This is a genomic window from Streptomyces sp. NPDC005141 (assembly GCF_053599975.1).
Genome location: NZ_JBSFYW010000023.1, coordinates 1 through 22,697 on the forward strand (window position 1 = coordinate 1; position 22,697 = coordinate 22,697).

The window sequence follows — 22,697 nt, forward strand, 5'->3', positions numbered from 1 at the left end:
AGGCCCTCAGGGCGCTCACCGAAGACGGCGTCACGGCATGCCCGTACTGCCGCCCCGACACGGATCTGGTTACGGGTGCGGGTGTGGAGCAGGTGGACCGCCGTGGGCCGGTACAGCCCGTACGCCGATGGCGCGGTCGTACGGCGGTGGCGTGAACGGGCTCATCAGGACGCGGTCGTACGGCGATGGGGTGGAGCCGGTGCGTCGGGACTCCGTCGTAGGGCCCGGGTGTGAAGCCGTGCGCCCCTGGTGCCGGTCCGGCGAGTCGCCGTCCGTGGCACCCGCGCACAGCCGATCCTGACCTGGTGTGCGGCCCCGGACTCCCCGGCCGGGGGCCGCGCCCACGCCGCTCCCGTGCCGCCCCGGAACCTACGGAGAACCATGGACGCCGACAGCAATCACCCCGTGGACGACGGCAACGAGGACGCCACGGGCGCCGGCAGCGGTGCCACCCCGGGCAACGGAGGCCGTGGTGACACGGACGCCGACCGGGGTGACGACGTCAGTGCCCCCGCCCAGGCACGGGCCGCCGTGCTCCTGCGCCGCCCGAAGCTGTGGCTGGTGCCCACCGTGCTGACAGGGCTGCTCGCGCTGCTGCTGTCGCTGCTCTACATGGGCGGCATCGTCAGCCCGAACCGGCATCTGCACGACCTGCCGATCGGCCTGGTCAACGCGGACACGGGCAAGCCGCTTCCGGGCCAGCGCCAGAACGTGGGCAGCCAGGTCACCGCGGCCGTCGTCGCCGACGACACCTCCGGCACGGCCGACTGGCGCAGGCTCACTCCCGAGCAGGCCCAGGACGAACTCTCCTCGGGCAAGATCTACGGCGCCCTGGTCGTCTCCAGGGACTTCACCGACTCCCTCGCCGCGCTGACCACCGCGAACGCCAAGGTCCGGCCCACCATGACGGTGCTGACCAACCCCGGTATGGGCAGCCTCGGTTCGTCCCTCGCGAGCCGGATCACCACCGCGGCCGCCCAGCAGGCCTCCAAGACCATCGGCAAGGAACTGACGGCGTCCCCCGCCACCGCGGAGGCGGACCCCACCACCCGGCTGCTTCTCGCCGACCCCGTCCAGGTCGTCACCCGGGTCGGGCACCCCATCGGTGAGCACAGCGGTCTCGGACTGAGCGCGTTCTACTACACCCTGCTCCTCGTGCTGGCCGGGTTCCTCGGCGCCAACCTCATCAGCACCGGCGTCGACACGGCCCTCGGCTATGCCGACGGCGAGATCGGGCCCTGGCACACCCGCCGTCCCACCGTGCCGATCAACCGCACCCAGACCCTCCTCCTGAAGATGGCCATGACCGCGGGGATCACCGTGCTCACGGTCTCCCTGGTCATGCTGGCCACCGTCGCGATCCTCGGTATGGACGCCACCCACCTGCCGCTGCTGTGGATCTACTCCTACTGCGCGAGCCTCGCCGTCGGACTGGGCGTCCAGGCGATCAACGCGGCGTTCGGCGGGATCGGACAACTGGTCTCCATGTTCGTGTTCATCGTGCTGGGCCTGCCGTCCTCGGGCGCCACCGTCCCGCTCCAGGCGGTCCCCGGGTTCTACCGCTTCCTGTCCGTCTTCGAGCCCATGCGCCAGCTCAGCGACGGCGTGCGCGCCATCCTCTTCTTCGACGCCCGGGCCGACGCCGGCCTCGACCGCGCCTGGATGATGATCGGCATCGGCGCCGTGCTCGCCCTCCTCTTCGGCTTCGCGATGACCCGCTACTACGACCGCAAGGGCCTGGACCGCCTGACCCCGCAGCCCGCCCCGCATCCCGTCCGGTCAGCCTGACCGGCACCCCGTCCCACCCCACCGCCACCGAACCGGCGGTTGACCGATCGCCCCCTCCGGGACGCCTGGAGCGGCGAGCCCTCAGGGCATGTGCCGCAGCAGGGCGGCGACCGCCGGCGGGGTGTCGCCGCGGGAGTGGACCGTCATGATCTTCCAGTGGGGTGCGTGCCGGGCGAAGGCGTGGGTGCTGAGGTCGGGGAACTGCGCGGCGATCGAGGCGGGCATGACGCAGACGCCCAGGTCGCCCCGGACGAGTTCGGCCGCGGCGACGATGTCGTCGACCTCGAACGTCGTCTCCCGTTCCACGGCGGCGGCACCGAACGCCCGGTCCACGCAGAGGCGGATCGCCCGGCCCGGCGCGAAGTCCACCAGCGGCAGCCGGGCGGTCTCGGCGAGGGTGATCGTGCCGTCCGGGCCCGTTCCGGTGAGCGCCCGCCCCGGAGCGGACACCAGCACCATCTCCTCGTGGGACAGCAGCCGGGTCACCAGACCCCGCTGCGGCTGACGGTCGAGCGCGACCACGGCCAGGTCGACGGTGCCTTCGCGCAGGGCCTGACGGATGTCGGGCCCGGCCGTCTGCCGCAACCGCACCACCACGCCCGGATGCTCGGCGCGCAGAGCGGCCAGCGGCCGGTGAAGGCCGGCCCAGACACCCTGCGTCGTGCCGATCGTGATCCTGCCCCGCAGTTGTCCACGGACCAGGTCGACGCTCGCCCGCGCCCGCTCCGCCGCCCGCAGCGCGGCGCGCGCCGCCGGGACGAAGGCCTCGCCCGCCGGGGTCAGGAACACCCGGTGCGTGGTGCGGTCGAACAGGGGGGTGCCCAGCTCCCGTTCCAGTGCGAGGACCGCGCTCGACACGGCGGACTGCACCACGCGCAGCCGCTGGGCCGCCGCGGTGAAACCGCCCTCCTCGGCCACCGCGACCACGACCTCCATCTGCCGCAGATCCATCTCCACTCCCGAAGCCGCAGCCCGTCTCCGACCGAGATCCCGCCCTTCGCCGATTGTCCCAGGCCGTGATCGTCCGCGCGGGTCCCGACGGGTTCCCGAGGCGGTGGCGACGCGGTGCCGACGCGGTGGATGGGGGAGGGCCGGGTCCGGGGACCCGGCTCAACGGGTGCCGTTGCGCATCTCCCGGGGGCTCACCCCGAAGCGCTGCCGGAACGCGGTGCTCAGGGCGCTCGCCGACGAGAACCCCGAGGCGTAGGCCAGATCGGTGATGGTCAGGTGTTCGCAGTCGCCGCACCGGAGGCGTTCGCGGACCAGGCGCAGGCGCTCCTCGCGGATCAGGTCGCGTGGCGTGGTACCCGCGTGCTGGAGTGCCAGTTGGATCTGCCGCAGCGACCAGCCGAGGGCGCGGGCCATGGACGTACCGGTGAGGCCGGGGTCGGCGGCGTGCTCGCGGACGTGGCGGCGGACCACCGTCTCCACGCCGGTCAGATGGCGGGCTCCGTCGGGGCGGCCGTCTCCGGTGGCGAGCATGCGCAGCAGCTCGACCACGCGGTCGGACACGGCGTCGAACTGGGAGTCGGTGAGATCGGCGCGCTCGGCGTACAGACCGTCGAGCATCGACCCGACGACGCGGCCGAGCCCCCTGGTCAGGTCGAGGCGGGTGGCCAGCGGCGACTTGCGGTTCAGCGGGCCGTCCACCTCGCGGGCCGGGATCGTGAGGACGAACGCCTGGGTGGAGGCGTCCTGGAGGCATTCGAAGGGCAACCCGAAGGAGACGAGCGTGCCCGTCCCGGGGGTCAGCCGTGCCTCGTGGCCGTCCTGGCGCAGGACGATCCCCCCGGTCAGCGGAAGCAGTAATCGGTAGTCACCGTCGGGGTCCTCGCGGACCTGGCGGGCGGTCCTGCTGTACTCGATCTCGTCCGAACGGAACCTGACCAGCTGATAGGTCTCGGTGCGCTGACGGACCGTCTCGCCGCGGAAGTTGTCGGTGCGGCCGAACCGGTAGCCCATCCGGGACTGGTACGACCCGATGTGCTCGCTCCAGAAGTCGGCCCGCTCCTGTGGCTCCACCGCACCCGTCGACCGGGTCTCCACCAGGTAGCTTCCCGCGGGCAACGACACCATCAACTCCCGTGCCACTGAGAACAGTTACACGGTGTCAGCCTAGTGCACACAGCCGGTGCGCATGACGGCAACTTCCTTGCGCGCCGGGGCAAGCGCGGGCGCCGACGCGCGGCTACCGTCGTGCGCCGCGCCCCCTCGCGCCCCACCCCTCACTTTTCCCGCTTCCACCCCAGCAACGCGTCTCTGCGTACGAGGACTTGAGGACCATGACCGAACGGATACCGGAGGCCGCGTCCTGGTGCCTGGCCGCCGGCCTGCTCGCCGTCACCGTGCTGCTGCTGCGCCAGCGCGGGATCACCACGCGGCAGCGCCGACGGACCGCCGCGCTCGCGGACGACCTGCGGGCCCGCGACGAGGAGCTGCGCCGCATGGTCGCGGTCCGCCTCCCCGCCCTGGAGGCCGCCCCGCACCAGCACGCCCCCACGGGTGCCCCCGGCGGGGGCCTGCTCGACGCCCGGCTGGCCGACACGGACTTCGCGAAGCACCTCGACAGCGTCCTCGAACGCTTCGCGGAGGCGGTGGACCACGCGCAGGCGCGGGCCGACCAGTCCGCGAAGGCCGCGCTCAAGGCGTCGATGCGCTCGATCCAGGCCCTCGCCAACGAGCAGCAGGTGTCCATCGCGGAGATGCAGGACCGGCACGACCACCCCGACGTCCTGCGCGACCTGCTCGAAATCGACCACACGAACGCCCAGTTCGGCCGCCGCGCCCAGGCGATCGCCGTCCTCTGCGGCTCCTGGCCCGGACGGCAGCGCAGCACCTCCGCGCTGATCGAGGTGGTGCGCGGCGCGACCTCCCGGGTCCGCGACTACCGCCGCATCCGTGTCAACGGACAGGTCGACATCGCCGTCGAGAGCCGCGCGGTCGAACCGGTGGTCCTCGCCGTCGCCGAACTCCTGGACAACGCGGCACGCCACTCGCAGCCCAACACCACGGTCGAGGTCACCGTCCAGTCCGTGCACAACGGTGCGTGCGTGGTCATCGACGACGCCGGCGTCGGCATGGACGGCCGGGGGACCGAGCAGGCCGCCGCGCTGCTGACCGGCCGCGACGCGGTGGACGTGACCCGGCTCGACGATCCGCCGCAATTCGGATTCGCCGTCATCGGCGTACTCGCCGCACGGTACGGGTTCAGCGTCTCGGTGGACACGCGGTCCCCGTACGGCGGTGTCCGCGCCGTGGTGTTCCTGCCGGCGGCGCTGCTCACGCACGTGGCCGCGGCACCCGAGGTTCCGCCGGCCGAGCCCGCGCAGGCGGCCGGGCGGCCCGCGGGTCCCGGGGCGGCACCCGGGGAGCCCGCGCGTCCCACGCTCCGGGCGGCCGAGCCCGTCGAGACGACGACGGCCGGCGGCCTGCCGAAGCGGCGGCGCCGCGGCCCGCAGCAGGCGGCCCCCGCCGAACAGCCCGCTGCCGTGCCCGCCGAGGACGTCAGCGCACGGTCGGCCGAGGAGAACGCCCGGCGCATGGGCGCGTTCGCACGCGGTACCCGCTTCGGCCGCGCGGCGCGGGACACCACCGGAACGCCCGACGATCCCGGGCTGCCCGACCTTCCCGGAGGGCCGGAAGCCCTCCCGCCGACGGACGCGCCCGCGACGCCCGCCGATGCCCCCGGGGTGTCGACGGACGCCCCCGCGACGCCGACGGACGCCCCCGTGACGTCGTACGACACCCGCCACGAGAACGAAGGGAACACACAGGGATGACCGCGCCCAAGACCAACGAGCTGGGGTGGATGCTCGACGAGGTCCTGAAGGTGCCGGAAGCGCGGCACGCGATCCTGCTGTCCGCCGACGGCATGCTCCGCGCCCACTCCGCCGACATCGGCCGGGACGACGCCGAACGACTGGCCGCGGGCCTGTCCGGCGTGCAGTCGATCAGCCGCAGCACGGCCGAGTTCTGCGGCAGCGCGAACACACCGTGGCGGCAGACCCTGATCGAGTTCGCGCACGGGTACGTCTTCCTCGTCGCCGCGGGCGAGGGGGCCCATCTCGCGGTGTCCACGACCGAGGAGGTCGACATGGAGGCCGTCACCTACCGCATGCACAAGCTGGTCGACCGGCTCGGCAAGGAGCTGACCAGCCCGGCCCGGCAGGACACCGGCAGTCCGGCATGACACCGCCCAGGCGGCGCCCGGGGGAGCGGCTGGTGCGCGCGTACGTCGTCACCGACGGCCGCTCGCACCCGTCGCGCAACACACTCGACCTGGTCACGCTCCTGATCGCAGCCGCCGGCCCGCCGCTCACCGGGCTGAGCCCCGAGAAGCGGCGGCTGATGGAGCTGTGCCGGCCCGGGGCGCTGTCGGTGGCCGAGGTGGCAGGCCACCTGGAGCTGCCGGTCAGCGTCACCAAGGTGCTGATCGCCGACCTGATGGACAGCGGCCACCTCGTCACCCGCGCGCCGATCCCCACCGCCGGGCCGTCCGACACCCGCATCCTCCAGGAGGTGCTCGATGGGCTCCGCTCCCGCCTCTGAGACCATGTATCTGCCCGAGGGCGTGCGGACCGCCGTCAAGCTGCTGGTGGTGGGCCACTTCGCGGTCGGCAAGACCACCTTCGTCGGCGCGCTGTCCGAGATACGGCCCCTGCGCACCGAGGAGGTCATGAGCCAAGCCGGCTCGCTCGTCGACGACTTGGCCGGTACGCGGGACAAGACCACCACCACGGTCGCCCTCGACTTCGGCCGCCTCACCCTCGACGACACCCTGGTGCTCTATCTGTTCGGAACCCCGGGGCAGCAGCGATTCACCGAGCTCTGGCAGGACATGACGCGGGGCGCGCTCGGCGCGCTCGTCCTCGCCGACACCCGGCGCCTGGACCAGTCCTTCGACGTCATGGGCGTACTGGAGGAGTTGGGGCTCCCGTACGCCGTCGCCCTGAACGACTTCGACGACGGGCCCGGACACGGGCTCGACGAGGTGCGCGAGGCGCTCGACCTGCTGCCCTCCACCCCGCTCGTACGCTGCGACGCCCGCGACCCGGTCTCCTCCACCGAGGCACTGATCGCGCTCGTCGAATACCTCCTGAACCGCACCGGCGAACTGGAGCACGCGTGACCGCCGTACCGCCCCCCGGCTGCCCGGCCCACCAGTCCCTGTACGGACCGGAGTTCGCGGCCGATCCGGCCGCGGTCTACCGGCGGCTGCGGGAGGCCGGACAGACCGGGCCGGTCGAACTCGCGCCCGGCGTCCGGGCCACCCTCGTCATCGGGTACGACGCCGCCCTGCACGTCCTGCGCAGTCCGGAGACCTTCTCCAAGGACCCGCGCCACTGGAGGGACCTGGCCGACGGCACGGTGCCGATGGACAGTCCGGTCGTCCCGATGATGATGTACCGGCCCAACGCCCTGTTCACCGACGGCGAGGAGCACCTGCGGCTGCGCGGCGCCATCACCGACAGCCTCGCCCGCGTCGAGCCCAGCACCCTGCGCGGCTATGTCGAGCGCAGCGCCGACACCCTCATCGACCGGTTCGCGCCGCTCGGCACGGCGGATCTGCTCGGCGAATACGCCCAGGTCCTGCCGCTGCTCGTCTTCAACCATCTCTTCGGCTGCCCCGCGGGCCACGGCGTCCGGCTGGTCGAGGGCATGTCCGGGATCTTCGACGGGGTGGATGCGGAGAAGGCGAACGAACTGCTCACCACCACCCTGCTCGACCTCGTCGCCCTGAAGCGGCGGCGGCCCGGGCCGGACATGACGTCCTGGCTGATGGAGCACCCGGCCGCGCTCACCGACGAGGAGATGGTCCACACGCTCGTCGTGCTGATGGGCGCCGGCACCGAACCGCAGCAGAACCTGATCGCGAACAGCCTGCGCCTGCTGCTGTCCGACGACCGCTTCGCGGGCGACCTGTCCGGCGGCACTCTGCCGGTGGAGGACGCCCTCGACGAGGTGCTGTGGACCGATCCGCCGATCGCCAACTACGCCGTGCACTACCCGCGGCACGACGTCGTGTACGAGGGCACACCGTTGCGCGCGGGGGATCCGCTGGTCGTGAGTCTCGCCGCGGCCAACACGGATCCGGCTCTGACGAGCAGTCAGCGCACGGGCAACCGCGCCCACTTGGCGTGGAGCGCGGGCCCGCACAACTGCCCGGCGCAGGGCCCGGCGCGGCTGATCGCGGCCGTCGGGGTCGAGAAGCTGCTCGACCGGATCCCCGACATCGAGCTGGCGGTCCCGTCGAGAAGCTGGAGTGGCGTCCCGGTCCCTTCCACCGCGCGCTCGCCGTGCTGCCGGTGGGCTTCCCGCCCGCCCCCGGCGGCCGGACGGTCCGAGGACGAGCGGCGGACGCCGGCCGCGGCCTTCCCGGCGTCCGCCCCCGAGCCCCCGGCCTCCGCGCCCGACCGCCCGCGGAGCGGCTGGGCGCGACTGGCGGCCTGGTGGCGCGGCGAGTGAACCGGCCCGGTCGCTAGGAAATACGGACGGGAAGGGAGCGGTGGCCGTTGGAGATGAAGGAGTCCACCGGCCGCAACTCCTCCTCCGGGACCGCGAGTCGCAGGCCCGGGAACCGGTCGAAGAGAGCCGGGAGTGCGATCCGGGCCTCCAGCCGGCCCAGCGGGGCGCCCAGGCAGTGGTGCACGCCGTGGCCGAAGGCGAGGTGCTCCTTGTCGGCGCGGGTGACGTCGAACTGGTCGGCGTCCTTCCCGTGGCGTTCCGGATCGCGACCGGCGGCGGCGTACGCCGCGAGGATCGCCTCGCCCTTGGCGATCACGGTCCCGTCGGGGCCGCCGAGCTCGGAGAGGACGATGTCCTCCACGGCGTAGCGCAGCGGCAGGTTCGCGACCGGCGCGTCCGCGCGCAGGGTCTCCTCGACCACGTCGTCCCAGGTCGCGCGGCCCTCTCGGACGAGTTGGAGCTGCTCGGGCCGGGTGAGCAGGGCGTGCACGGCGTTGTCGATGAGGTTGACCGTCGTCTCGTGACCGGCGCTGACCATCAGGACGAGTGTGTCCAGCAGTTCCTGCTCGCTGAGCCGGGTGCCGTCCTCCTCGCGGGCCGCGATGAGTCCCGAGGTCAGATCGTCGCCGGGCGACTCCCGCTTGGCGGCGACGAGTTCGGCCAGCACGACGTACATCCGCTCGTAGGCGGCCGTCATCTCGCCCGGGTCGGCGGAGGTGTCGAAGATGCGGTCGACCAGTGGCCGCAGCTCGGGGCCCCGCTCCTCGGGCAGCCCGAACAGATCGCTGATCACCTGGATCGGCAGCGGGTAGCAGAGTTCCTCGCGCAGGTCGACGACCTGGAAGCCGCGGCCGGCCTCCGCCACGCGGTCCAGCAGCCGCCGGGTGATCTCCTCGATACGTGGCTGGAGCGCGGCCGTCCGGCGGGCGGTGAACGCCTTGGAGACCAGCGTGCGCAGGCGTTTGTGTTCGCCGCCGTACGCGGTGAACATGTTCTGCACGGCCACCCACGTGAACAGGGGCCACTCCGGGGTGATCGTGCCGTTCGCGAGCAGGGGCCAGTGCTGCCGTGCGTCCTTGGACACCCGGGGATCGGTGAGCAGCCGTTTCAGCAGCTCGGGGCCGCTCACCGCCCAGGCCTCCACGCCACCGGGAAGCTCCACCCGGGCCAGCGGTCCGCCGTCGCGGATCCGGGCGCCCTCTTCGTGGATGTCGCGTCCGGTCGCGTCGATCACTAAGGGACTTGGATTACCCATCAGGAGCCTCCCGGCACTCGAACCCCAATTCGGCATACCCCGCGTCACGCTACGCGAGCACACGGGGTCCCATCGAGACCCACCGGGTGTCGGATGCGTACGGTGTCAACTTCCCTGCGCGTACAGGCAAGTTGCGGAGGGGACGGGTCCGTGCCGTGCCGCCCGCCTCAGGCGTGTCCGCGACGCAGCAGCCGTCTGCGCGGCTTCTGGTCGGGCAGCCAGCCGAAGGTGAGGCAGCTGCCGACGGCTCCGAGGAGCAGACCGATGAAGAAGCCCCCGAGGTTGGAGGTGAGCCAGGTGCCCAGGGACAGCAGGATGCCCAGCAGGGAGTAGAACAGGCGCTGGGCCGGATTGAAGAGGATCAGCAGGCCGCACAGCAGCATCATGGTGGGGAGCAGATAGCCCGCCAGGCCCTGCATCCCGATGTGCATGACGACCTTCAGCGACGCCTTCTCGGTGAGGAGGATCTCCGCTCCCGCCAGGGCGAGCAGCAGTCCGCCCCAGAAGGGGCGGTGCGCACGCCACTGCCGGAATCCGTCCCTCAGGCTCCGGGAGTCGTCCGTCCGGACTTCGGAGCTCATCAGCAACCCTGTTCGCTGAAGCGGAGCTTGAGGCCGGGAAGCTTGAACACCGCCGCCGTGGTCGCGTAGTTGGTCTGGCGCAGGTTCGCGATGCGCACGGTGTCGGCCTGCTGGCTGAAGACGCCCTTGGGTCCCTGGACCCCGGCCTTGTCGAGGGTGCTGGCGTCGTTGCCGATCTCGATGTTGTCGAAGGAGGCGTCGCCGGACAGTTCCGTGGAGTCGGTGGTCAGGTGGCTCGCCTGCACCTTGTCCGCCCCACTGCCCGCCGTGATGAGCAGGTTCGTGCCGCCCAGGTCGACGCTCTGGCACAGCTTGGTGAGGGTCGCGCTCTTGATCGCCGAGGTGACGATGAGAACCTGGCCGCCCGTGTCGCCGGCGTTCGGGCTGTCCTCCGCCATGTTGTCGAGGCCGCCGAACTGCTCGAAGCCGGTGCCGTTCAGTTCGGTGGCGGTGACCGTGAACGGCATGCCGGAGATGGCGAACTGGACGCCGAGGGCGCCCTGGGCGGTGAGGATCATCAACCCCGCGGCGACCGCGGTGGCCGGCAGCGCCATCACGGCGGCGCGGCGCAGACGGACCCGTCCGCGTCTGTTCTGTCCGTCGGCGGCTGAACCGCTTTCCGGGGTCTCGGGCGTGGAACCGTTGGACGCCGTGGCGTCCGGGGACGAGGCCATGTCTGCTCCCTGGGCACATTCGATGCGGGTCGGGCTCCAGTGGCGCGTTGTCCTGGCGCGGACAGCGGCTGCGGCGCACGCCTCCTCGCGCCTCCCGGCGGTTGCAAGGGCTTTCTCGTTACGCAGCAGTAGCCGTCGAGGAAGTTACCGGGGGTTACATGCAGGGTCAAGGGACCTGTGGGAAAACCGTGCCAGTTGTGCCCCACCTGTGAACACGCGTCGACGGCGAGGTCGCGTTGACCTTCAACTTCCTTGCTACGCCTTGACGTTGACCATCCATCAGGTCTACAACTCTCCCTTGTTTCCCCGGATCCGTGGCGCCGGATCCGTAGGCCGACGCGCCCGTCACCTCCCGGACCCCGTTCTGCACGGGGCGGTCATGGCGTGTTCCGGAGCAGCCCAGGTGCGTACGCCGAAGCGGCGCGCACCCTCGGCCGCTCCCCGTCCCCGCGGCACCGGCACGGTCGCCTTCCCCCCTGGGCCGTACCGGTCGCCCGGCTGTCGCTGCCGGCCCGTGACGCACGGAGAAGGTGTCACGGACCGGCAGCGGTCCCTCCTCGCACCACCCCCGCACCCCGCGCCGGCGCATCGAACCCGCACCCCCGCGCGGCCGTTCCGCCCCGCACCCCCGCGCCACCCTCTCGACCCGCACCCCCGCGCCCCCGGCGCGGTCAGGCACCCACACCCCCATCGGAGAAGAGGCACCCCCCATGCGTACTCGATCCCTGCTCGCCCTCGTCGGCGTCGTCGCGGCCCTGTCGGCGTCCGCCGTCGTCCCCGCCTCCGCGGACGACGTCCCCGTGCTCACCACCGGCAGCGCCGGAGGAACCCCCGTCGCCGTCGGTGACGTCCTCAAGGCCTCGCTGGCGAGCGGCACCACGGCCACGCTCTACTCCAGCAGCACCGGCACGAGCGGTGTCTCCTGTTCCGCGTCGACGTTCACCGCGACCGCCACCGACAACCCGGCGGCCCCCGGCACGGCCACCGAGTCGCTCACCGGGCACACCTTCGACAGCAGCTCGTGCAGCAGCAACGTCATCGGCGTCCTCGGTGTCACCAGCATCACGGTGGACAACCTGCCGTACAGCACCGCGGTGGGCTCCGACGGAACCGTCACGGTCACCCCGGCCGCCGGCTCCACCATCCAGACCACGGTCAAGCTGCGCTCCCTGCTGGGCACCCTGACCTGCGTCTACCGGGCGCCGAGTCTGTCCGGCACGGCGAGCAACGCCGACAACAGCATCACCTTCGCCAACCAGCAGTTCACCAAGTTCTCCGGCTCGTCCCTGTGCTTCGCCAACGGCTTCTTCACGGCGAAGTACGCCCCCGTCACCGACACCAGCCAGCCGGACAGCCCGGTGGTGTTCGTCAACTGACGCCCACCGGGCGCGGATTCACCGCCGGCGTCGCAGGGTGACGGCGATGCCGGCGGTGAGCAGCAGCGCGGCCGCCGCTCCCCCCGCGACCAGGGGGAGGGCGGGTCCGCCGCCCGAGGTGCTGTCGGCGGCGGGAGTCAGGTGATCGGTACCGGTGTCCCCGGAGGACGAACTGATGACAGGGGCGGGCGAGCCGGCGGCCGGGGACGACGGATCGGGGCTGGGCGGCGAGGTCGCCAACCTGGTCGACCGGGACGGGGCCTTGGTGCTCTTGCCGTCGGAAGCGCTCCCGGTGCTCCCCGAGGTCCCCGCGCTCCGAGTCGGCTTCGACGCCGTGCTCCCGCCGGAGAACACCACGTCCGAGCACGAGTAGTAGGTGTCCGACGTGCTGGAGTTCTGCCAGATCGTGAACAGCATCTGGCGGCCGGTGCGGTCGGACGGCAGCTTCGCCCTGATGCGGTAGGCGCCGTCGACCAGCGCCGGGTCGGTGGCCGTGGCGAACGGCTTCTCCGGCAGGTCGGACCACTTCAGGGGGCGCGTCGGGCTGTAACCCGGCTTCGTCAGAAAGAGCTTGAAGGTCCCCGTGTGCGGGATCGTCGAACTGTACTTGAGGGTGAAGGCCGCCCCGGACGTCAGACGCGTCGACGGAAAGTCGGCGCGGGCCAGGTCGAGACCCTTGTAGGCGGGCAGGCCGCCGCTGCACAGCTTCCCGTCCGGGATCACCGAGCGGTCCCGGCCGTTGACGCCGGCCACCCGCAGGTTGTCCCACGCGGTGAAGGGCGCGCCGTTCGCGGTGATCGCCGCCCGGCAGGCCGCCGTCCGGATCAGACTGCCGCCCTCCGGCGAGCACGCGGCCACCCGGCTGACCGGAGACGTCGGCGCGCCGTGCGCCGATGCGGGCCCCGCGGCCAACGTCGCGAGGAGCAGCGGAGCCGCCAGGGCGACAGCGGCCGCGGTTGCGGTGCGGTAGGCGGACATCCGGAGGTCTCCTCGGTGCGTCGGCGAAGCGGCGTGCCACCGCGCGCGGCCGGGACGCACTCCTCGCACGGGGCACCGTGCAATACGGGGCCGCAGTGCCGTGCGTTCAGATGCGCGATCCGTGTGAAACGGGACCATCTCGGCGAACCGGGGGCGGACGGGAGCCGATTCGCGGTCCGATCGAGGGTTTTCCCGCTATCCCTCGCACCCACCGCCTGCCTATCGTTCAGCGCGACCGCCCGCGGCGGCTGCGAGCCCCGTGTCCAGCACACGGCCGCGCAGCACACCGCGCGGTCGACAGCTCGAAGCCGACCGACCAGGCCGACCGCTGGGCTCTACGGGGGGAGGGGCCGCCCGGCGCGCACGCGCGTCGGACGGCCCCTTCTGCCCGGCCGGTACGGTGAGCGGCATGCCTGAGCCCGCCGCATCCGCCCGCCCCGCCGCCGGTCCCGACGACGCGCCGGTGGTCGTCAGCGCGGTGCGTGGCTCGTTCCCCTGGAGCGTGCTGGCCGAGCGGCATCCGGCACTCATCCGCAAGGTGGCGGACGCCTTCCCGTACGGCCCCGAACAGCGCCACGCGCTCGACGCCCTGCTCAGGAACTGCGCCGAGGGTGTCGTCGAACCCCTCGCGGCGTCGGCCGCGGACCGCGGGCAGTGGGATGCCTGGGGCGGCCGGGAGCACTACGGCCGGTCCTGGTTCGACGTCCCCTTCCTCTGGGCCGAGAGCTACTTCTACCGCCGACTTCTCGAAGCCGTCGGCTACTTCACGCCCGGGCCATGGCAGGGCATCGACCCCTTCCGCCCCTTCAAGCTCGCCGAACTGGACACCCCGGAGGCCGAGGAGGAACTCGCGGCGCTGGACGACCTCGCGAGACGTCCGGCCGAGGAGCGGGAGGAGGCGCTGCTGCACGGCTCCCTGTGGGGCAACCGGGCGGATCTCGGTTTCCGGCTGGCCGGCACGGAGGGCGGGACGACGGCCGGTTCCCCGCTCGTGGCGAACGACGGAGAGGCGCTGCGATCGCTCTTCGCGGGCGGCACCCTCTGCCTGGTCGCGGACAACGCGGGCCGGGAACTCGTCCCCGACCTGCTCCTCATCGACCACCTGCTCCGCCACGGCCGGGTCGAGCGGGCCACCCTGCAGGTGAAGCCGTACCCGTACTACGTCTCCGACGCCACGACCGCGGACGTCCTCGACGCCCTGCGCCGCCTCACCGGAGCGAAGGGAGCGGCGGGCGAGGCCGGGAGCCGCCTCTGGGCCGCCCTGTCCGAGGGCCGTCTCACCGTCCGCGCCCACCCCTTCGCCTGTGCCCCGCTGCCGTACGCGGACATGCCCGAAGACCTCCGGCGGGAGTTCGCCGCGGCCGACGTGACCCTGCTGAAGGGTGATCTGAACTACCGCCGTCTCATCGGCGACCGCCTCTACCCAGCGACCACTCCCTTCGCCGTCGCGACCGCCTCTTTCCCCGGCCCGGTGGCGGCACTGCGAACCCTCAAGTCCGATGTCGTCGTCGGACTCACCTCGACCGTCGAGGCGGCTCTCGACGCCGCGGAGGACCACCGCTGGCGCACCAGCGGCACGCACGCGCTGATCCAGGCGAGACGCTAGCGGCGACACGCTCCGTCCTGACTGTCTCCGGTGAGATCAACGACTGTGCAACGGTCGATGAAGCAAGGTCACTTCTGTCGAACCGCCCTTTAGAATCGACTTGTTGAGTCACTCACGTGCGGTGGTAACCCGGCTCCACCGTCCGGCCCGGAAGTCTGCTCACGGCGACCGATCGCCCCATCGCTCTCTGTCCCGCCGGCCCATGGCTCCACCGAGACCGGGCCACCTGTCGACACCGCCACCCGGTCGGCGCCGAGCGCAGCGTCCGTTCCGCAGGCTTGATCGCACGCCCGACGACTTCGGAGAAGGAGCACAGGATGCAGGATCGGCCCGAGGACGTCCCCGTACAGCCCCAGGCGCAGGCGTCGTCTCCACCCGGCTCCACCGCTCCGCCCGCCCCCGCGAACCAGTCGCAGGCGCACCACCAGCCGTCGGCGCTGCCGAGACCCGAACCCGCGCCGGGCAACCCGTACCAAGTCCCGGGCCAGGCGAGCAGTTACGGGCCTCCCGCCTATGCTCCGGCCCAGCCGTACGCGTACGGGCAACCACCGGGCTTTCCCCCGCCGCCCGCCGGCAAGGGCACCGCGGGGCGCGCGGTGCTGTGGGCGGTGGTCGGCGCGGTGGCCGCCTCCGCGCTGTGGGCCGGCGGGATATTCCTTCTCCGTCCACTCGGCGACGACCCCGATCTCGCGGGATACCGGGCCAAGGCCAATCTCTGCTCCGCGGTCGACTACACCGCCCTGAGGACCGAGTACGCCGAGGAGGACAGCGCGCCCACCCACAACTCGCTGAAGCACAAGGCCATCGACGAGAGCTACTGCAGCATCTCCCTGAAGAAGTCATCCAGTTCCTCCTACTCCGATGCGTATCTCTCGGTACAGGTGGATCTCCACAAGACGACCGATCCCTCCGCCGAGTTCACCGCTGTGTGGTCCGAGTACAACCAGCGTTACGAGGACTACGAGGTGGAGAAGGTGTCCGGTTTTGGTGACGAGGCCTATCTCGTCACCGAAGACACCACGTCCGGCTCGGGAACCAGCGGCAGCCGGGCGGTGATCCTCGCGGTGCGCGACGGCTGGATGACCTACCAGATGAGCTGGAGCGTCTACACGTCCTCCTACGAGACGGCCACTCCGCCCGAGGTCGACGATGTCTCACGGTGGGTGAAGACCGACACCCGCTCGACACTGGAGAACCTCCGCTCCGACTGACCGGACCACGAGATGGGCGGCGCGCGGGAGTGCCCGGTCCAGTGATCCCGCGCGCCGGTCCCTCCGTCAAGTCACCCGCAGAGGGAGGGACTTGATGCCGTTGATGAAGTTGGAGACGAGGCGTCCGGGCGGCCCCGCGGTGCGCAGCGAGGGCATGGCCCGCACGGTCTCCTCGTACAGCACCCGCAGTTGGAGCCGGGCCAAGTGGGAGCCTAGGCAGACGTGCGGACCGTCGCCGAAGGACACATGGGGGTTCGGGGCCCGGGACAGGTCCAGCCGGTGGGGGTCGGCGAAGACGCGTTCGTCGTGGTTGGCCGAGGCGTGGAAGACCACCACCTTGTCGCCCGCGCGCAGACGCCGGCCGGCCAGTTCCGTGTCCACCGCCGCCGTCCGGCGGAAGGTGAGCACGGGAGGGTGCACACGCAGCAACTCCTCGACGGCCGTGCCGAGTCGGTGGCGGCCCGAGCGCAGTCCCTCGTACGCCTCCGGATGCTCCGCCAGCGTCAGCAGACCCCCGGGGGCCGCGCCGCGCACGGTGTCGTTGCCCGCGATCGTGAGCAGGAAGAAGAACATCTCCAGTTCGGCCGGGGCGAGTTCGGCATCGGTGGCGAGGGTGGTCAGCACGTCGTCGCCGGGATGGCGCCGTTTGAGATCGGCCAGCTCCCGCGCGTAGGCGAACATGTCCCGCAGCATCGCCGGGGAGCGCGGATCGACCGGCTTCCCGGTCGGGCCGAGGACCGCGGGGCCCGCCTCGTCGGGGTCCTGGTAGCCGATCACCCGCCGCGTCCAGTGCAGCAGCAGCCCGCGGTCGCGCTCGGGTACGCCGAGCAGATCCGTGAGGTTGAGCAGGGCGTAGTCGTCGGTCACCGCGGCGACGAGGTCACTGGTGCCGTCGCCCGACCGGGCCTCCCGCGCCGCCCGCCCGAGCAGCGTGCGGGCCCGCTCGCGCGCCACGGACGCGAAGTGCTCGATGCGGCGCGGGGTGAACGCCCGGCTCACCAGACGCCTCAACCGACCTTGTTCCGGCGGGTCCTGATTGAGCATCATGCGCCGGATGAACGGCAGATCCGCGGGGTCGGGATCACGGATCTGGGTCGCGCCGACGTGCGAGGAGTACGTCGAGGAGTCCTTGAGCACCCGGACCACGTCCGCGTGCCGGGTCACGGCCCAGAACCCGGGACCGGCCGGCCAGCCCAGCACCTCGGGTTCCTCCTGCCAGGCCACCGGGTGGTGATCGCGCAGGACGCGGTACGCGGCGTGGGGCACCCCGTCGGCGTACCGCCGCGGGTCGAACACGTCCGGAACGGGAGGCACGCCCGGCCCCGGCACGGCACTCACGCCCGACACGGGCGCCCACCGCAACGCCCGTCGGGGCACTCCCCCCGCCCCGCGCGGAGGCGTGGATCCACCGGAGCGTACGGGCGGGCGGCCGAGGCCGGCCACGCCTGCGCGGACACCGCTCGGCCGACGGACGGACCGGTTCCGGTGAGCACGGCGGGGGCACCGTCGCCGTGCACGGCACGGGGGAGCGCGAGGAAGGTCATACGGCCACGGTGGCGGGCGGACACCGGGTCGGCAAGGGGGCGGGGCGGCCCCCACCCGGACGAAGGCGCCGCGGTGTGCGGCTTTCGCACCGATTCACGCGATGGTGTGATCATGTCCTGGCCTGCGGATGTCCGCGCGGGGCCATGGGTAGGGCCCGGCCATGACGCAGCCGTTCGAACTCCCGCACTTCTACATGCCGTACACCGCCCGGCTGAACCCGCATCTGGACGAGGCCCGGGCCCACTCGGTCGAGTGGGCCCGCGGAATGGGCATGCTGGAAGGCTCGGGCATCTGGGAGCAGTCCGACCTCGACGCCCACGACTACGGCCTGTTGTGCGCGTACACCCACCCCGACTGCGACGGACCGGCCCTCTCCCTCATCACCGACTGGTACGTGTGGGTGTTCTTCTTCGACGACCACTTCCTGGAGACCTTCAAACGCACCCAGGACCGCGCCGGCGGCAAGGCCTACCTGGACCGGCTGCCCCTCTTCATGCCGCTCGACCTGTCGACTCCCGTGCCCGGGCCGGAGAACCCCGTCGAGGCCGGACTCGCCGACCTGTGGGCGCGCACCGTGCCCTCGATGTCGACGGAGTGGCGCAGGCGGTTCGCCGTCTCCACCGAGCATCTGCTCAACGAGTCGATGTGGGAGCTGTCCAACATCAACGAAGGGCGGATCGCCAACCCCGTCGAGTACATCGAGATGCGCCGCAAAGTGGGCGGCGCCCCCTGGTCGGCGGGGCTCGTCGAGTACGCGACCGCCGAAGTGCCCGCGTCCGTCGCCGAGTCGAGGCCGCTGCGCGTCCTGATGGAGACGTTCTCCGACGGCGTCCACCTGCGCAACGACCTCTTCTCCTACCAGCGGGAGGTCGAGGACGAGGGCGAGCTGAGCAACGGCGTCCTCGTCCTGGAGACGTTCTTCGGCTGCACCACACAGCAGGCCGCCGGGACCGTCAACGACATCCTCACCTCACGGCTCCACCAGTTCGAGCACACGGCGCTCACCGAGGTACCCGCGCTGGCCGTCGAGAAGGGACTCACCCCTCAGGAGGTCGGCGCCGTGGCCGCGTACACGCAGGGCCTCCAGGACTGGCAGTCCGGCGGCCACGAGTGGCACATGCGCTCCAGCCGCTACATGAACGAGGGCGCCGTCGAGGAGACGCGCCCCTTCGGCACGGGCGGGTTCGGGACGTCCGCCGCGGACATCGGCGCGCTGCTCTCGGCGGCCGGCGCGGAGCGGCTGCGCGCGTACACCCACGTCCCGTTCCAGAAGGTCGGCCCCTCCCTGCTCCCCGACTTCCACATGCCGTTCCAGGTCACCCTCAGCCCGCACCTCGCGGGTGCCCGGGGCCGCCTCGGCACGTGGATGCACACCACGGGGATGCTTCAGGAGGGCGTCTGGGACGAGGACAAACTCATCGCCTACGACCTGCCGCTCTGCGCGGCGGGCATCCACCCCGACGCGACACCCGAGGCGCTCGACCTCAGCTCGCAGTGGCTGGCCTGGGGCACCTACGGCGACGACTACTACCCGCTGCTCTTCGGCAACCGCCGCGACCTGGCCGCCGCCAGGCTGACCACCGCGCGCCTCTCGGCGTGCATGCCCGTCCACGGCGAGGAGCCCCCCGCCCCGGTCAACGGCATGGAACGCGGCCTGATCGACCTGTGGCGGCGAACCACCGCGGAGATGAGCCCGGACGGGCGGGCCACCCTGCGCGCGGCGGTGGACGTGATGACGGAGAGCTGGCTGTGGGAGCTGTCCAACCAGATCCAGAACCGCATCCCGGACCCGGTCGACTACCTGGAGATGCGCCGGGCCACCTTCGGCTCCGAACTCACCATGGGCCTGTGCCGCCTCGGCCACGGCCCGGCGGTTCCGCCGGAGGTCTACCGCAGCGGCCCTGTCCGGTCGCTGGAGAACGCGGCCATGGACTACGCGATGCTCCTGAACGACGTCTTCTCGTACCAGAAGGAGATCCAGTACGAGGGGGAGGTCCACAACGGCATCCTCGTCGTGCAGAACTTCTTCGGCTGCGACTACCCGACCGCGCTCGGCGTCGTCCATGACCTGATGACCCGGCGCATGGAGCAGTTCCAGCATGTCGCCGCCCACGAACTGCCCCTCCTGTACGAGGATTTCAAGCTCTCGGAGGAGGTGCGCGGGATCATGCGGGGCTATGTCGTGGAGCTGCAGAACTGGCTGGCCGGAATCCTGAAGTGGCACCAGGACTGCCGCCGCTACGGCGCGGCGGATCTGGCCCGGAGAGCCCACGGATTCGTGCCGGACCAGGCGCCCGCGCTGCCGTTCGCCTGGCGCGCGGAGCCCGCCTCGCTCTGAGTTGTTCCGACGGTCGGAGGCCGAGGTGACCGCGCGGACCTGCTCCGCGAGGCCGGGGGGTCCGCCGCGATGGCGCGGGCGACCCGGTCGTGCGTGCGCCCAGGCGGATCAGGTGCTCAGGCGGGACCGCCCGCGGGTGCGAGGCCGGCGTGGGCCACCGCGGCTCGTGCCAGCGCGCTCAGGACCGGGTGCGGGCGCGAGCCGTCCCCGGCCAGCTCCGGCTGGAACAGGGTGGCCAGGAAGAAGGGATGGTCCGGGAGTTCGGCGATCCGGACGTGACCGTCCTCGTCGTGCCCGCTGAACCGCAGTCCGTGCGCGCGCAGTGTGTCGAGGTGCCGCGCGGGCCCGTAGGCGCAGAAGTAGCGCTCGACCGTCCGCTCGGAGCCGATCACCGCCTGGGCGAGCGAGTCCGGCTCGACGGTGACGGTGGCCTCGTGGCCGACGAGCGAGCAGGCGAGCGGTTCGATCAGGAGGTCGTCGGTGTCGGCGCCGGGGTCGTTCTCGGCGTGCGCGGCGCCGGTGAGGCCGCAGACGTCACGGGCGTACTCCAGCAGGGCGTGCTGGAAGCCGCCGCAGGTGCCGAGGAACGGGATGCCGCCCTCGCGTGCCGTGCGGATCGCCGTGAGCACACCGGCCTCGCTGCGGTAGGGGCTGCCCGGGAGCACCCACACCGCGTCGAAGCCGCGTACCGCTTCCGGGTCCCCCGCGTCCTCGGACGGAATCCAGTAGGCGTCCAGCACGATCCGGTCGCGCCGGGCGAGGGCGTCGAGCAGGAGCGGGACACGGGTGTGCGAGACGACGTTGGGGGATCGGTCGCCGACCAGGGCGACCCTGGCGGTGGGCGCGGTGTTCGTGGTCATGCCGTTCATGCTGTGGGTGGCCCCCGGTTCACGTCCAACGATGATTTCTGCACCTTCGATAAGCACCGCTGATGGGATGCGGAATCCTGGAGCGCATGGACCCGCATCTCCTGCGTACGTATGTCACCGTGGCGCGGCTCGCCTCCTTCTCGGAGGCCGCGCGCGAGCTCGGCTACACCCAGTCCGCTGTCTCCCAGCAGATCGCCGTCCTGGAGCAGGACCTCGGCGCGCCCCTGCTCACCCGGCGGCCCGTCGCGCCCACCACGGCGGGCGAGCGGCTCCTCGAACACGCGCGACCGCTGCTGCTGCGCCTGGACGCGGCCCGCGCCGATGTGGCGCGGATGGCGGCCGCGCCCGAGCACGGGCTGACGCTCGCCGTCACACCGACCGCCCTCGGACCGCGTACGGTCGCGGCCCTTCCCGCGGCGGGCGTGACCCTGCGCGTCCTCACCCGCGACGAGGTCCCCGCGGCGGTCGCCACCGGCACGGCCGACCTGGGCCTCGTCGACGGACTCGCCGCGCCGAGCGACCCCCTCCGGCTGCCCGACGTGGCCCCGCTGACCACGCACGGCGTCAGCGAGGAACCGGTCTGCGTGCTGCTGCCCGCGTCCCATCCGCTCGCCAGCCGCGCGGGCCTGCGCCTCGGCGACCTGGTCGACGCCCGCTGGCTGGACGCCCCCGGCTCCGCCCTGCCGCTGGACCAGCTGCGCGCCGCGAACGGCGGTGGCGGATTCCGCCCGGCGCTGCGCTACGACGGCACGGACCTCCGCACCCTCACCGCCCTGGCCGTCGCGGGCCACGGCCTCGCCCTCCTGCCGCGCACCGCGGCCACCGGCGTGCCCGGAGGGGCCGCCGTGCCCCTCGTCGCGCCCCGGGTCGTGCACCGTACGGAGCTGGTACACGGCGGATCGCCCCGCGGAGCGGCGGCGGCCATGGCGGACAGACTTCTCGAACGGGGATGCTCGAACGGGGATGACAGTCTCACTCGTTAGGGAATCGTCGCGCGCCGGAGGCCGGGGTAGAGCAAGGGCCGAAGGCGGTCCGTAGAACATCTGCCGGAGGCGACCCATGGAACAGACCGCGTTGCGTCCCAAGCCGATGCCCGGTCAGGATCCGGGCGGTGGCGGTGGCGGTGGCGGCGATGCCGGTGGCGGTGGCCGTCCGCCCGGCGAGGTCCGGCGCCCGCACGCGGCGCGGCGCCGCGGCAGGCGGCTGATGACCCTGCTGTTCAGCCTGTTCGTCGGGTCGGTGCTGGTCCTGTCCGGCGTGGGGCTCGGCACGGTCGGCACGACGGTGATCGGCATGAGCAGACTGGCCGACCTGCAGAAGCGGGCCGGTGCGGCTGTGCAGACACGGCAGACCCCCGGAACCTCCGGGCTGCCGCGGTCCGGTGGCTCCACGACCGAGTCCGGCAGCGGCAGCCCGATCCCGTCGGGGCGGTCCGAGCGGGAGACCGGCCGGGCGACCCTCGGGATCGAGGCCGTCGACGCCCCCCAGGGCGGAGGCGCGCTGGTCGTCGGGGTGCACATCCCGGGTCCCGGCTACACCGCGGGCCTGGTGCGCGGCGATGTTCTGGCCTCCTTCGGCGGGACCGAGGTCGCCTCGGCCGCCGACCTCGCGCGCGCGGTGGCGGACGCGCAGCCGGGCAAGGAGGTCGCCCTCGGCGTGCGCCACGCGAACGGCGACCGCCGACAACTGACGGCGCTCCCGGGCATCGTGACCTGAGGCGGGCGGCCCGGACGGACGCCGCTCCGGTGTCCCGCCGCACGCGGGGTGGCCCCGCGGCCGGCCGGACTGTCGTTCGCGTGCTCCGTGGCCCGAGTGTTCCGTGGCCCGCTTGCTCCGTCGTCCGCGTGCTCCGGGGGCCTCGCCCTCGGAGGGAGGCGGGAAGCGAGGCCGGCCCGGCGCCGGCGGGAGGCCGTGGGGACGGCCCCAGGCGCCGGCGCATGCCCGGGGAGTGACTCGCACCTGACGGGCACTCGGGGAAAAGGGGCTGGCCACGCGGGCCGCGGGCCGCCAG

General features: G+C 72.3%; 21 protein-coding genes. 13 read left to right on the forward strand and 8 right to left on the reverse strand.

The window, feature by feature from the left end:
- A partial coding sequence (locus ACWD68_RS19650) for a DUF6233 domain-containing protein (protein WP_451807781.1) occupies window positions 1–155 on the forward strand: 155 nt, incomplete at its 5' end.
- Between the two features lie 226 nt (window positions 156–381).
- On the forward strand, window positions 382–1,788 hold the full coding sequence (locus ACWD68_RS19655; RefSeq protein WP_451807685.1) for a YhgE/Pip domain-containing protein: 1,407 nt from the start codon (window positions 382–384) through the stop codon (window positions 1,786–1,788).
- An 81-nt stretch (window positions 1,789–1,869) separates the two neighbouring features.
- Here the strand turns inward: ACWD68_RS19655 and ACWD68_RS19660 are convergent, their stop codons facing one another.
- Window positions 1,870–2,739, reverse strand: coding sequence for a LysR family transcriptional regulator (locus ACWD68_RS19660; protein ID WP_451807686.1), 870 nt, complete (start codon window positions 2,737–2,739; stop codon window positions 1,870–1,872).
- Between the two features lie 159 nt (window positions 2,740–2,898).
- Window positions 2,899–3,864 (reverse strand): AraC-like ligand-binding domain-containing protein, encoded by a 966-nt coding sequence (locus tag ACWD68_RS19665; RefSeq protein WP_451807687.1) that lies wholly within the window; start codon window positions 3,862–3,864, stop codon window positions 2,899–2,901.
- Window positions 3,865–4,070: 206 nt separating this feature from the next.
- Between ACWD68_RS19665 and ACWD68_RS19670 the strand changes: the two genes are divergently transcribed.
- Genes ACWD68_RS19670 through ACWD68_RS19690 form a run of 5 tightly spaced genes read left to right on the forward strand, consistent with a single transcriptional unit; the run spans window position 4,071 to window position 8,253 of the window.
- Window positions 4,071–5,567: an ATP-binding protein gene (locus tag ACWD68_RS19670; RefSeq protein WP_451807688.1), complete on the forward strand. Its 1,497-nt coding sequence runs from the start codon at window positions 4,071–4,073 to the stop codon at window positions 5,565–5,567.
- The gene (locus ACWD68_RS19675; RefSeq protein WP_266763573.1) at window positions 5,564–5,977 is read left to right on the forward strand and encodes a roadblock/LC7 domain-containing protein; all 414 of its coding nucleotides are present in this window, start codon (window positions 5,564–5,566) and stop codon (window positions 5,975–5,977) included. The genes ACWD68_RS19670 and ACWD68_RS19675 overlap by 4 nt, the downstream gene beginning before the upstream one ends.
- Window positions 5,974–6,336 carry a DUF742 domain-containing protein gene (locus tag ACWD68_RS19680; protein WP_451807689.1) on the forward strand — a complete coding sequence of 121 codons (363 nt, stop codon included), beginning with the start codon at window positions 5,974–5,976 and terminating at the stop codon, window positions 6,334–6,336. Before ACWD68_RS19675 ends, ACWD68_RS19680 begins: the two co-directional genes overlap by 4 nt.
- Window positions 6,314–6,916, forward strand: coding sequence for a GTP-binding protein (locus tag ACWD68_RS19685; protein WP_451807690.1), 603 nt, complete (start codon window positions 6,314–6,316; stop codon window positions 6,914–6,916). Before ACWD68_RS19680 ends, ACWD68_RS19685 begins: the two co-directional genes overlap by 23 nt.
- Window positions 6,913–8,253 carry a cytochrome P450 gene (locus tag ACWD68_RS19690; RefSeq protein ID WP_451807691.1) on the forward strand — a complete coding sequence of 447 codons (1,341 nt, stop codon included), beginning with the start codon at window positions 6,913–6,915 and terminating at the stop codon, window positions 8,251–8,253. Before ACWD68_RS19685 ends, ACWD68_RS19690 begins: the two co-directional genes overlap by 4 nt.
- A 13-nt stretch (window positions 8,254–8,266) precedes the next feature.
- Here ACWD68_RS19690 and ACWD68_RS19695 read toward each other — a convergent pair whose 3' ends face one another.
- The 3 genes from ACWD68_RS19695 to ACWD68_RS19705 all read right to left on the reverse strand — a co-directional run bounded on the left by ACWD68_RS19695 (window position 8,267) and on the right by ACWD68_RS19705 (window position 10,763).
- On the reverse strand, window positions 8,267–9,508 hold the full coding sequence (locus tag ACWD68_RS19695; RefSeq protein ID WP_451807692.1) for a cytochrome P450 family protein: 1,242 nt from the start codon (window positions 9,506–9,508) through the stop codon (window positions 8,267–8,269).
- Between the two features lie 167 nt (window positions 9,509–9,675).
- Window positions 9,676–10,089 carry a DUF6114 domain-containing protein gene (locus tag ACWD68_RS19700; RefSeq protein WP_451807693.1) on the reverse strand — a complete coding sequence of 138 codons (414 nt, stop codon included), beginning with the start codon at window positions 10,087–10,089 and terminating at the stop codon, window positions 9,676–9,678.
- Entirely contained in the window at window positions 10,089–10,763 is a 675-nt protein-coding gene (locus ACWD68_RS19705) for a DUF6230 family protein (RefSeq protein ID WP_451807694.1), read from the reverse strand. Before ACWD68_RS19705 ends, ACWD68_RS19700 begins: the two co-directional genes overlap by 1 nt.
- Before the next feature lie 710 nt (window positions 10,764–11,473).
- Between ACWD68_RS19705 and ACWD68_RS19710 the strand changes: the two genes are divergently transcribed.
- Entirely contained in the window at window positions 11,474–12,139 is a 666-nt protein-coding gene (locus ACWD68_RS19710; protein WP_451807695.1) for a Tat pathway signal sequence domain protein, read from the forward strand.
- An 18-nt stretch (window positions 12,140–12,157) separates the two neighbouring features.
- On the opposite strand, the gene ACWD68_RS19715 is transcribed toward ACWD68_RS19710, so the two are convergent.
- A complete protein-coding gene (locus ACWD68_RS19715) occupies window positions 12,158–13,117 on the reverse strand; it encodes a lytic polysaccharide monooxygenase auxiliary activity family 9 protein (RefSeq protein ID WP_451807696.1) in 960 nt (319 codons plus the stop codon).
- A gap of 409 nt (window positions 13,118–13,526) precedes the next feature.
- Here ACWD68_RS19715 and ACWD68_RS19720 point away from each other — a divergent pair, with 409 nt between their 5' ends.
- Window positions 13,527–14,723, forward strand: coding sequence for a damage-control phosphatase ARMT1 family protein (locus tag ACWD68_RS19720; protein ID WP_451807697.1), 1,197 nt, complete (start codon window positions 13,527–13,529; stop codon window positions 14,721–14,723).
- 317 nt (window positions 14,724–15,040) lie between these two features.
- A complete protein-coding gene (locus ACWD68_RS19725) occupies window positions 15,041–15,934 on the forward strand; it encodes a hypothetical protein (protein WP_451807698.1) in 894 nt (297 codons plus the stop codon).
- Window positions 15,935–16,000: 66 nt separating this feature from the next.
- On the opposite strand, the gene ACWD68_RS19730 is transcribed toward ACWD68_RS19725, so the two are convergent.
- A complete protein-coding gene (locus ACWD68_RS19730) occupies window positions 16,001–17,230 on the reverse strand; it encodes a cytochrome P450 (RefSeq protein WP_451807699.1) in 1,230 nt (409 codons plus the stop codon).
- A 409-nt stretch (window positions 17,231–17,639) separates the two neighbouring features.
- Between ACWD68_RS19730 and cyc2 the strand changes: the two genes are divergently transcribed.
- A complete protein-coding gene (cyc2, locus tag ACWD68_RS19735) occupies window positions 17,640–19,817 on the forward strand; it encodes a germacradienol/geosmin synthase Cyc2 (protein WP_451807700.1) in 2,178 nt (725 codons plus the stop codon).
- A gap of 116 nt (window positions 19,818–19,933) precedes the next feature.
- On the opposite strand, the gene ACWD68_RS19740 is transcribed toward cyc2, so the two are convergent.
- Complete coding sequence (locus ACWD68_RS19740; RefSeq protein WP_451807701.1) at window positions 19,934–20,677, reverse strand: CTP synthase C-terminal region-related (seleno)protein; 744 nt, start codon at window positions 20,675–20,677, stop codon at window positions 19,934–19,936.
- Between the two features lie 95 nt (window positions 20,678–20,772).
- Between ACWD68_RS19740 and ACWD68_RS19745 the strand changes: the two genes are divergently transcribed.
- Window positions 20,773–21,669 carry a LysR family transcriptional regulator gene (locus ACWD68_RS19745; protein ID WP_451807702.1) on the forward strand — a complete coding sequence of 299 codons (897 nt, stop codon included), beginning with the start codon at window positions 20,773–20,775 and terminating at the stop codon, window positions 21,667–21,669.
- A 76-nt stretch (window positions 21,670–21,745) separates the two neighbouring features.
- Complete coding sequence (locus ACWD68_RS19750) at window positions 21,746–22,402, forward strand: PDZ domain-containing protein (RefSeq protein WP_451807703.1); 657 nt, start codon at window positions 21,746–21,748, stop codon at window positions 22,400–22,402.
- Window positions 22,403–22,697: the final 295 nt, after the last annotated feature.

Coding starts and splice junctions, on each gene's coding strand:
- ACWD68_RS19740 (WP_451807701.1), bottom strand. CDS start 20,677: ATGACCACGAACACCGCGCCCACCGCCAGGGTCGCCCTGGTCGGCGAC.
- ACWD68_RS19715 (WP_451807696.1), bottom strand. CDS start 13,117: ATGTCCGCCTACCGCACCGCAACCGCGGCCGCTGTCGCCCTGGCGGCT.
- ACWD68_RS19655 (WP_451807685.1), top strand. CDS start 382: ATGGACGCCGACAGCAATCACCCCGTGGACGACGGCAACGAGGACGCC.
- ACWD68_RS19710 (WP_451807695.1), top strand. CDS start 11,474: ATGCGTACTCGATCCCTGCTCGCCCTCGTCGGCGTCGTCGCGGCCCTG.
- ACWD68_RS19705 (WP_451807694.1), bottom strand. CDS start 10,763: ATGGCCTCGTCCCCGGACGCCACGGCGTCCAACGGTTCCACGCCCGAG.
- ACWD68_RS19695 (WP_451807692.1), bottom strand. CDS start 9,508: ATGGGTAATCCAAGTCCCTTAGTGATCGACGCGACCGGACGCGACATC.
- ACWD68_RS19680 (WP_451807689.1), top strand. CDS start 5,974: ATGACACCGCCCAGGCGGCGCCCGGGGGAGCGGCTGGTGCGCGCGTAC.
- ACWD68_RS19670 (WP_451807688.1), top strand. CDS start 4,071: ATGACCGAACGGATACCGGAGGCCGCGTCCTGGTGCCTGGCCGCCGGC.
- ACWD68_RS19660 (WP_451807686.1), bottom strand. CDS start 2,739: ATGGATCTGCGGCAGATGGAGGTCGTGGTCGCGGTGGCCGAGGAGGGC.
- ACWD68_RS19750 (WP_451807703.1), top strand. CDS start 21,746: ATGGAACAGACCGCGTTGCGTCCCAAGCCGATGCCCGGTCAGGATCCG.
- ACWD68_RS19675 (WP_266763573.1), top strand. CDS start 5,564: ATGACCGCGCCCAAGACCAACGAGCTGGGGTGGATGCTCGACGAGGTC.
- ACWD68_RS19665 (WP_451807687.1), bottom strand. CDS start 3,864: ATGGTGTCGTTGCCCGCGGGAAGCTACCTGGTGGAGACCCGGTCGACG.
- ACWD68_RS19725 (WP_451807698.1), top strand. CDS start 15,041: ATGCAGGATCGGCCCGAGGACGTCCCCGTACAGCCCCAGGCGCAGGCG.
- ACWD68_RS19745 (WP_451807702.1), top strand. CDS start 20,773: ATGGACCCGCATCTCCTGCGTACGTATGTCACCGTGGCGCGGCTCGCC.
- ACWD68_RS19720 (WP_451807697.1), top strand. CDS start 13,527: ATGCCTGAGCCCGCCGCATCCGCCCGCCCCGCCGCCGGTCCCGACGAC.
- cyc2 (WP_451807700.1), top strand. CDS start 17,640: ATGACGCAGCCGTTCGAACTCCCGCACTTCTACATGCCGTACACCGCC.
- ACWD68_RS19685 (WP_451807690.1), top strand. CDS start 6,314: ATGGGCTCCGCTCCCGCCTCTGAGACCATGTATCTGCCCGAGGGCGTG.
- ACWD68_RS19700 (WP_451807693.1), bottom strand. CDS start 10,089: ATGAGCTCCGAAGTCCGGACGGACGACTCCCGGAGCCTGAGGGACGGA.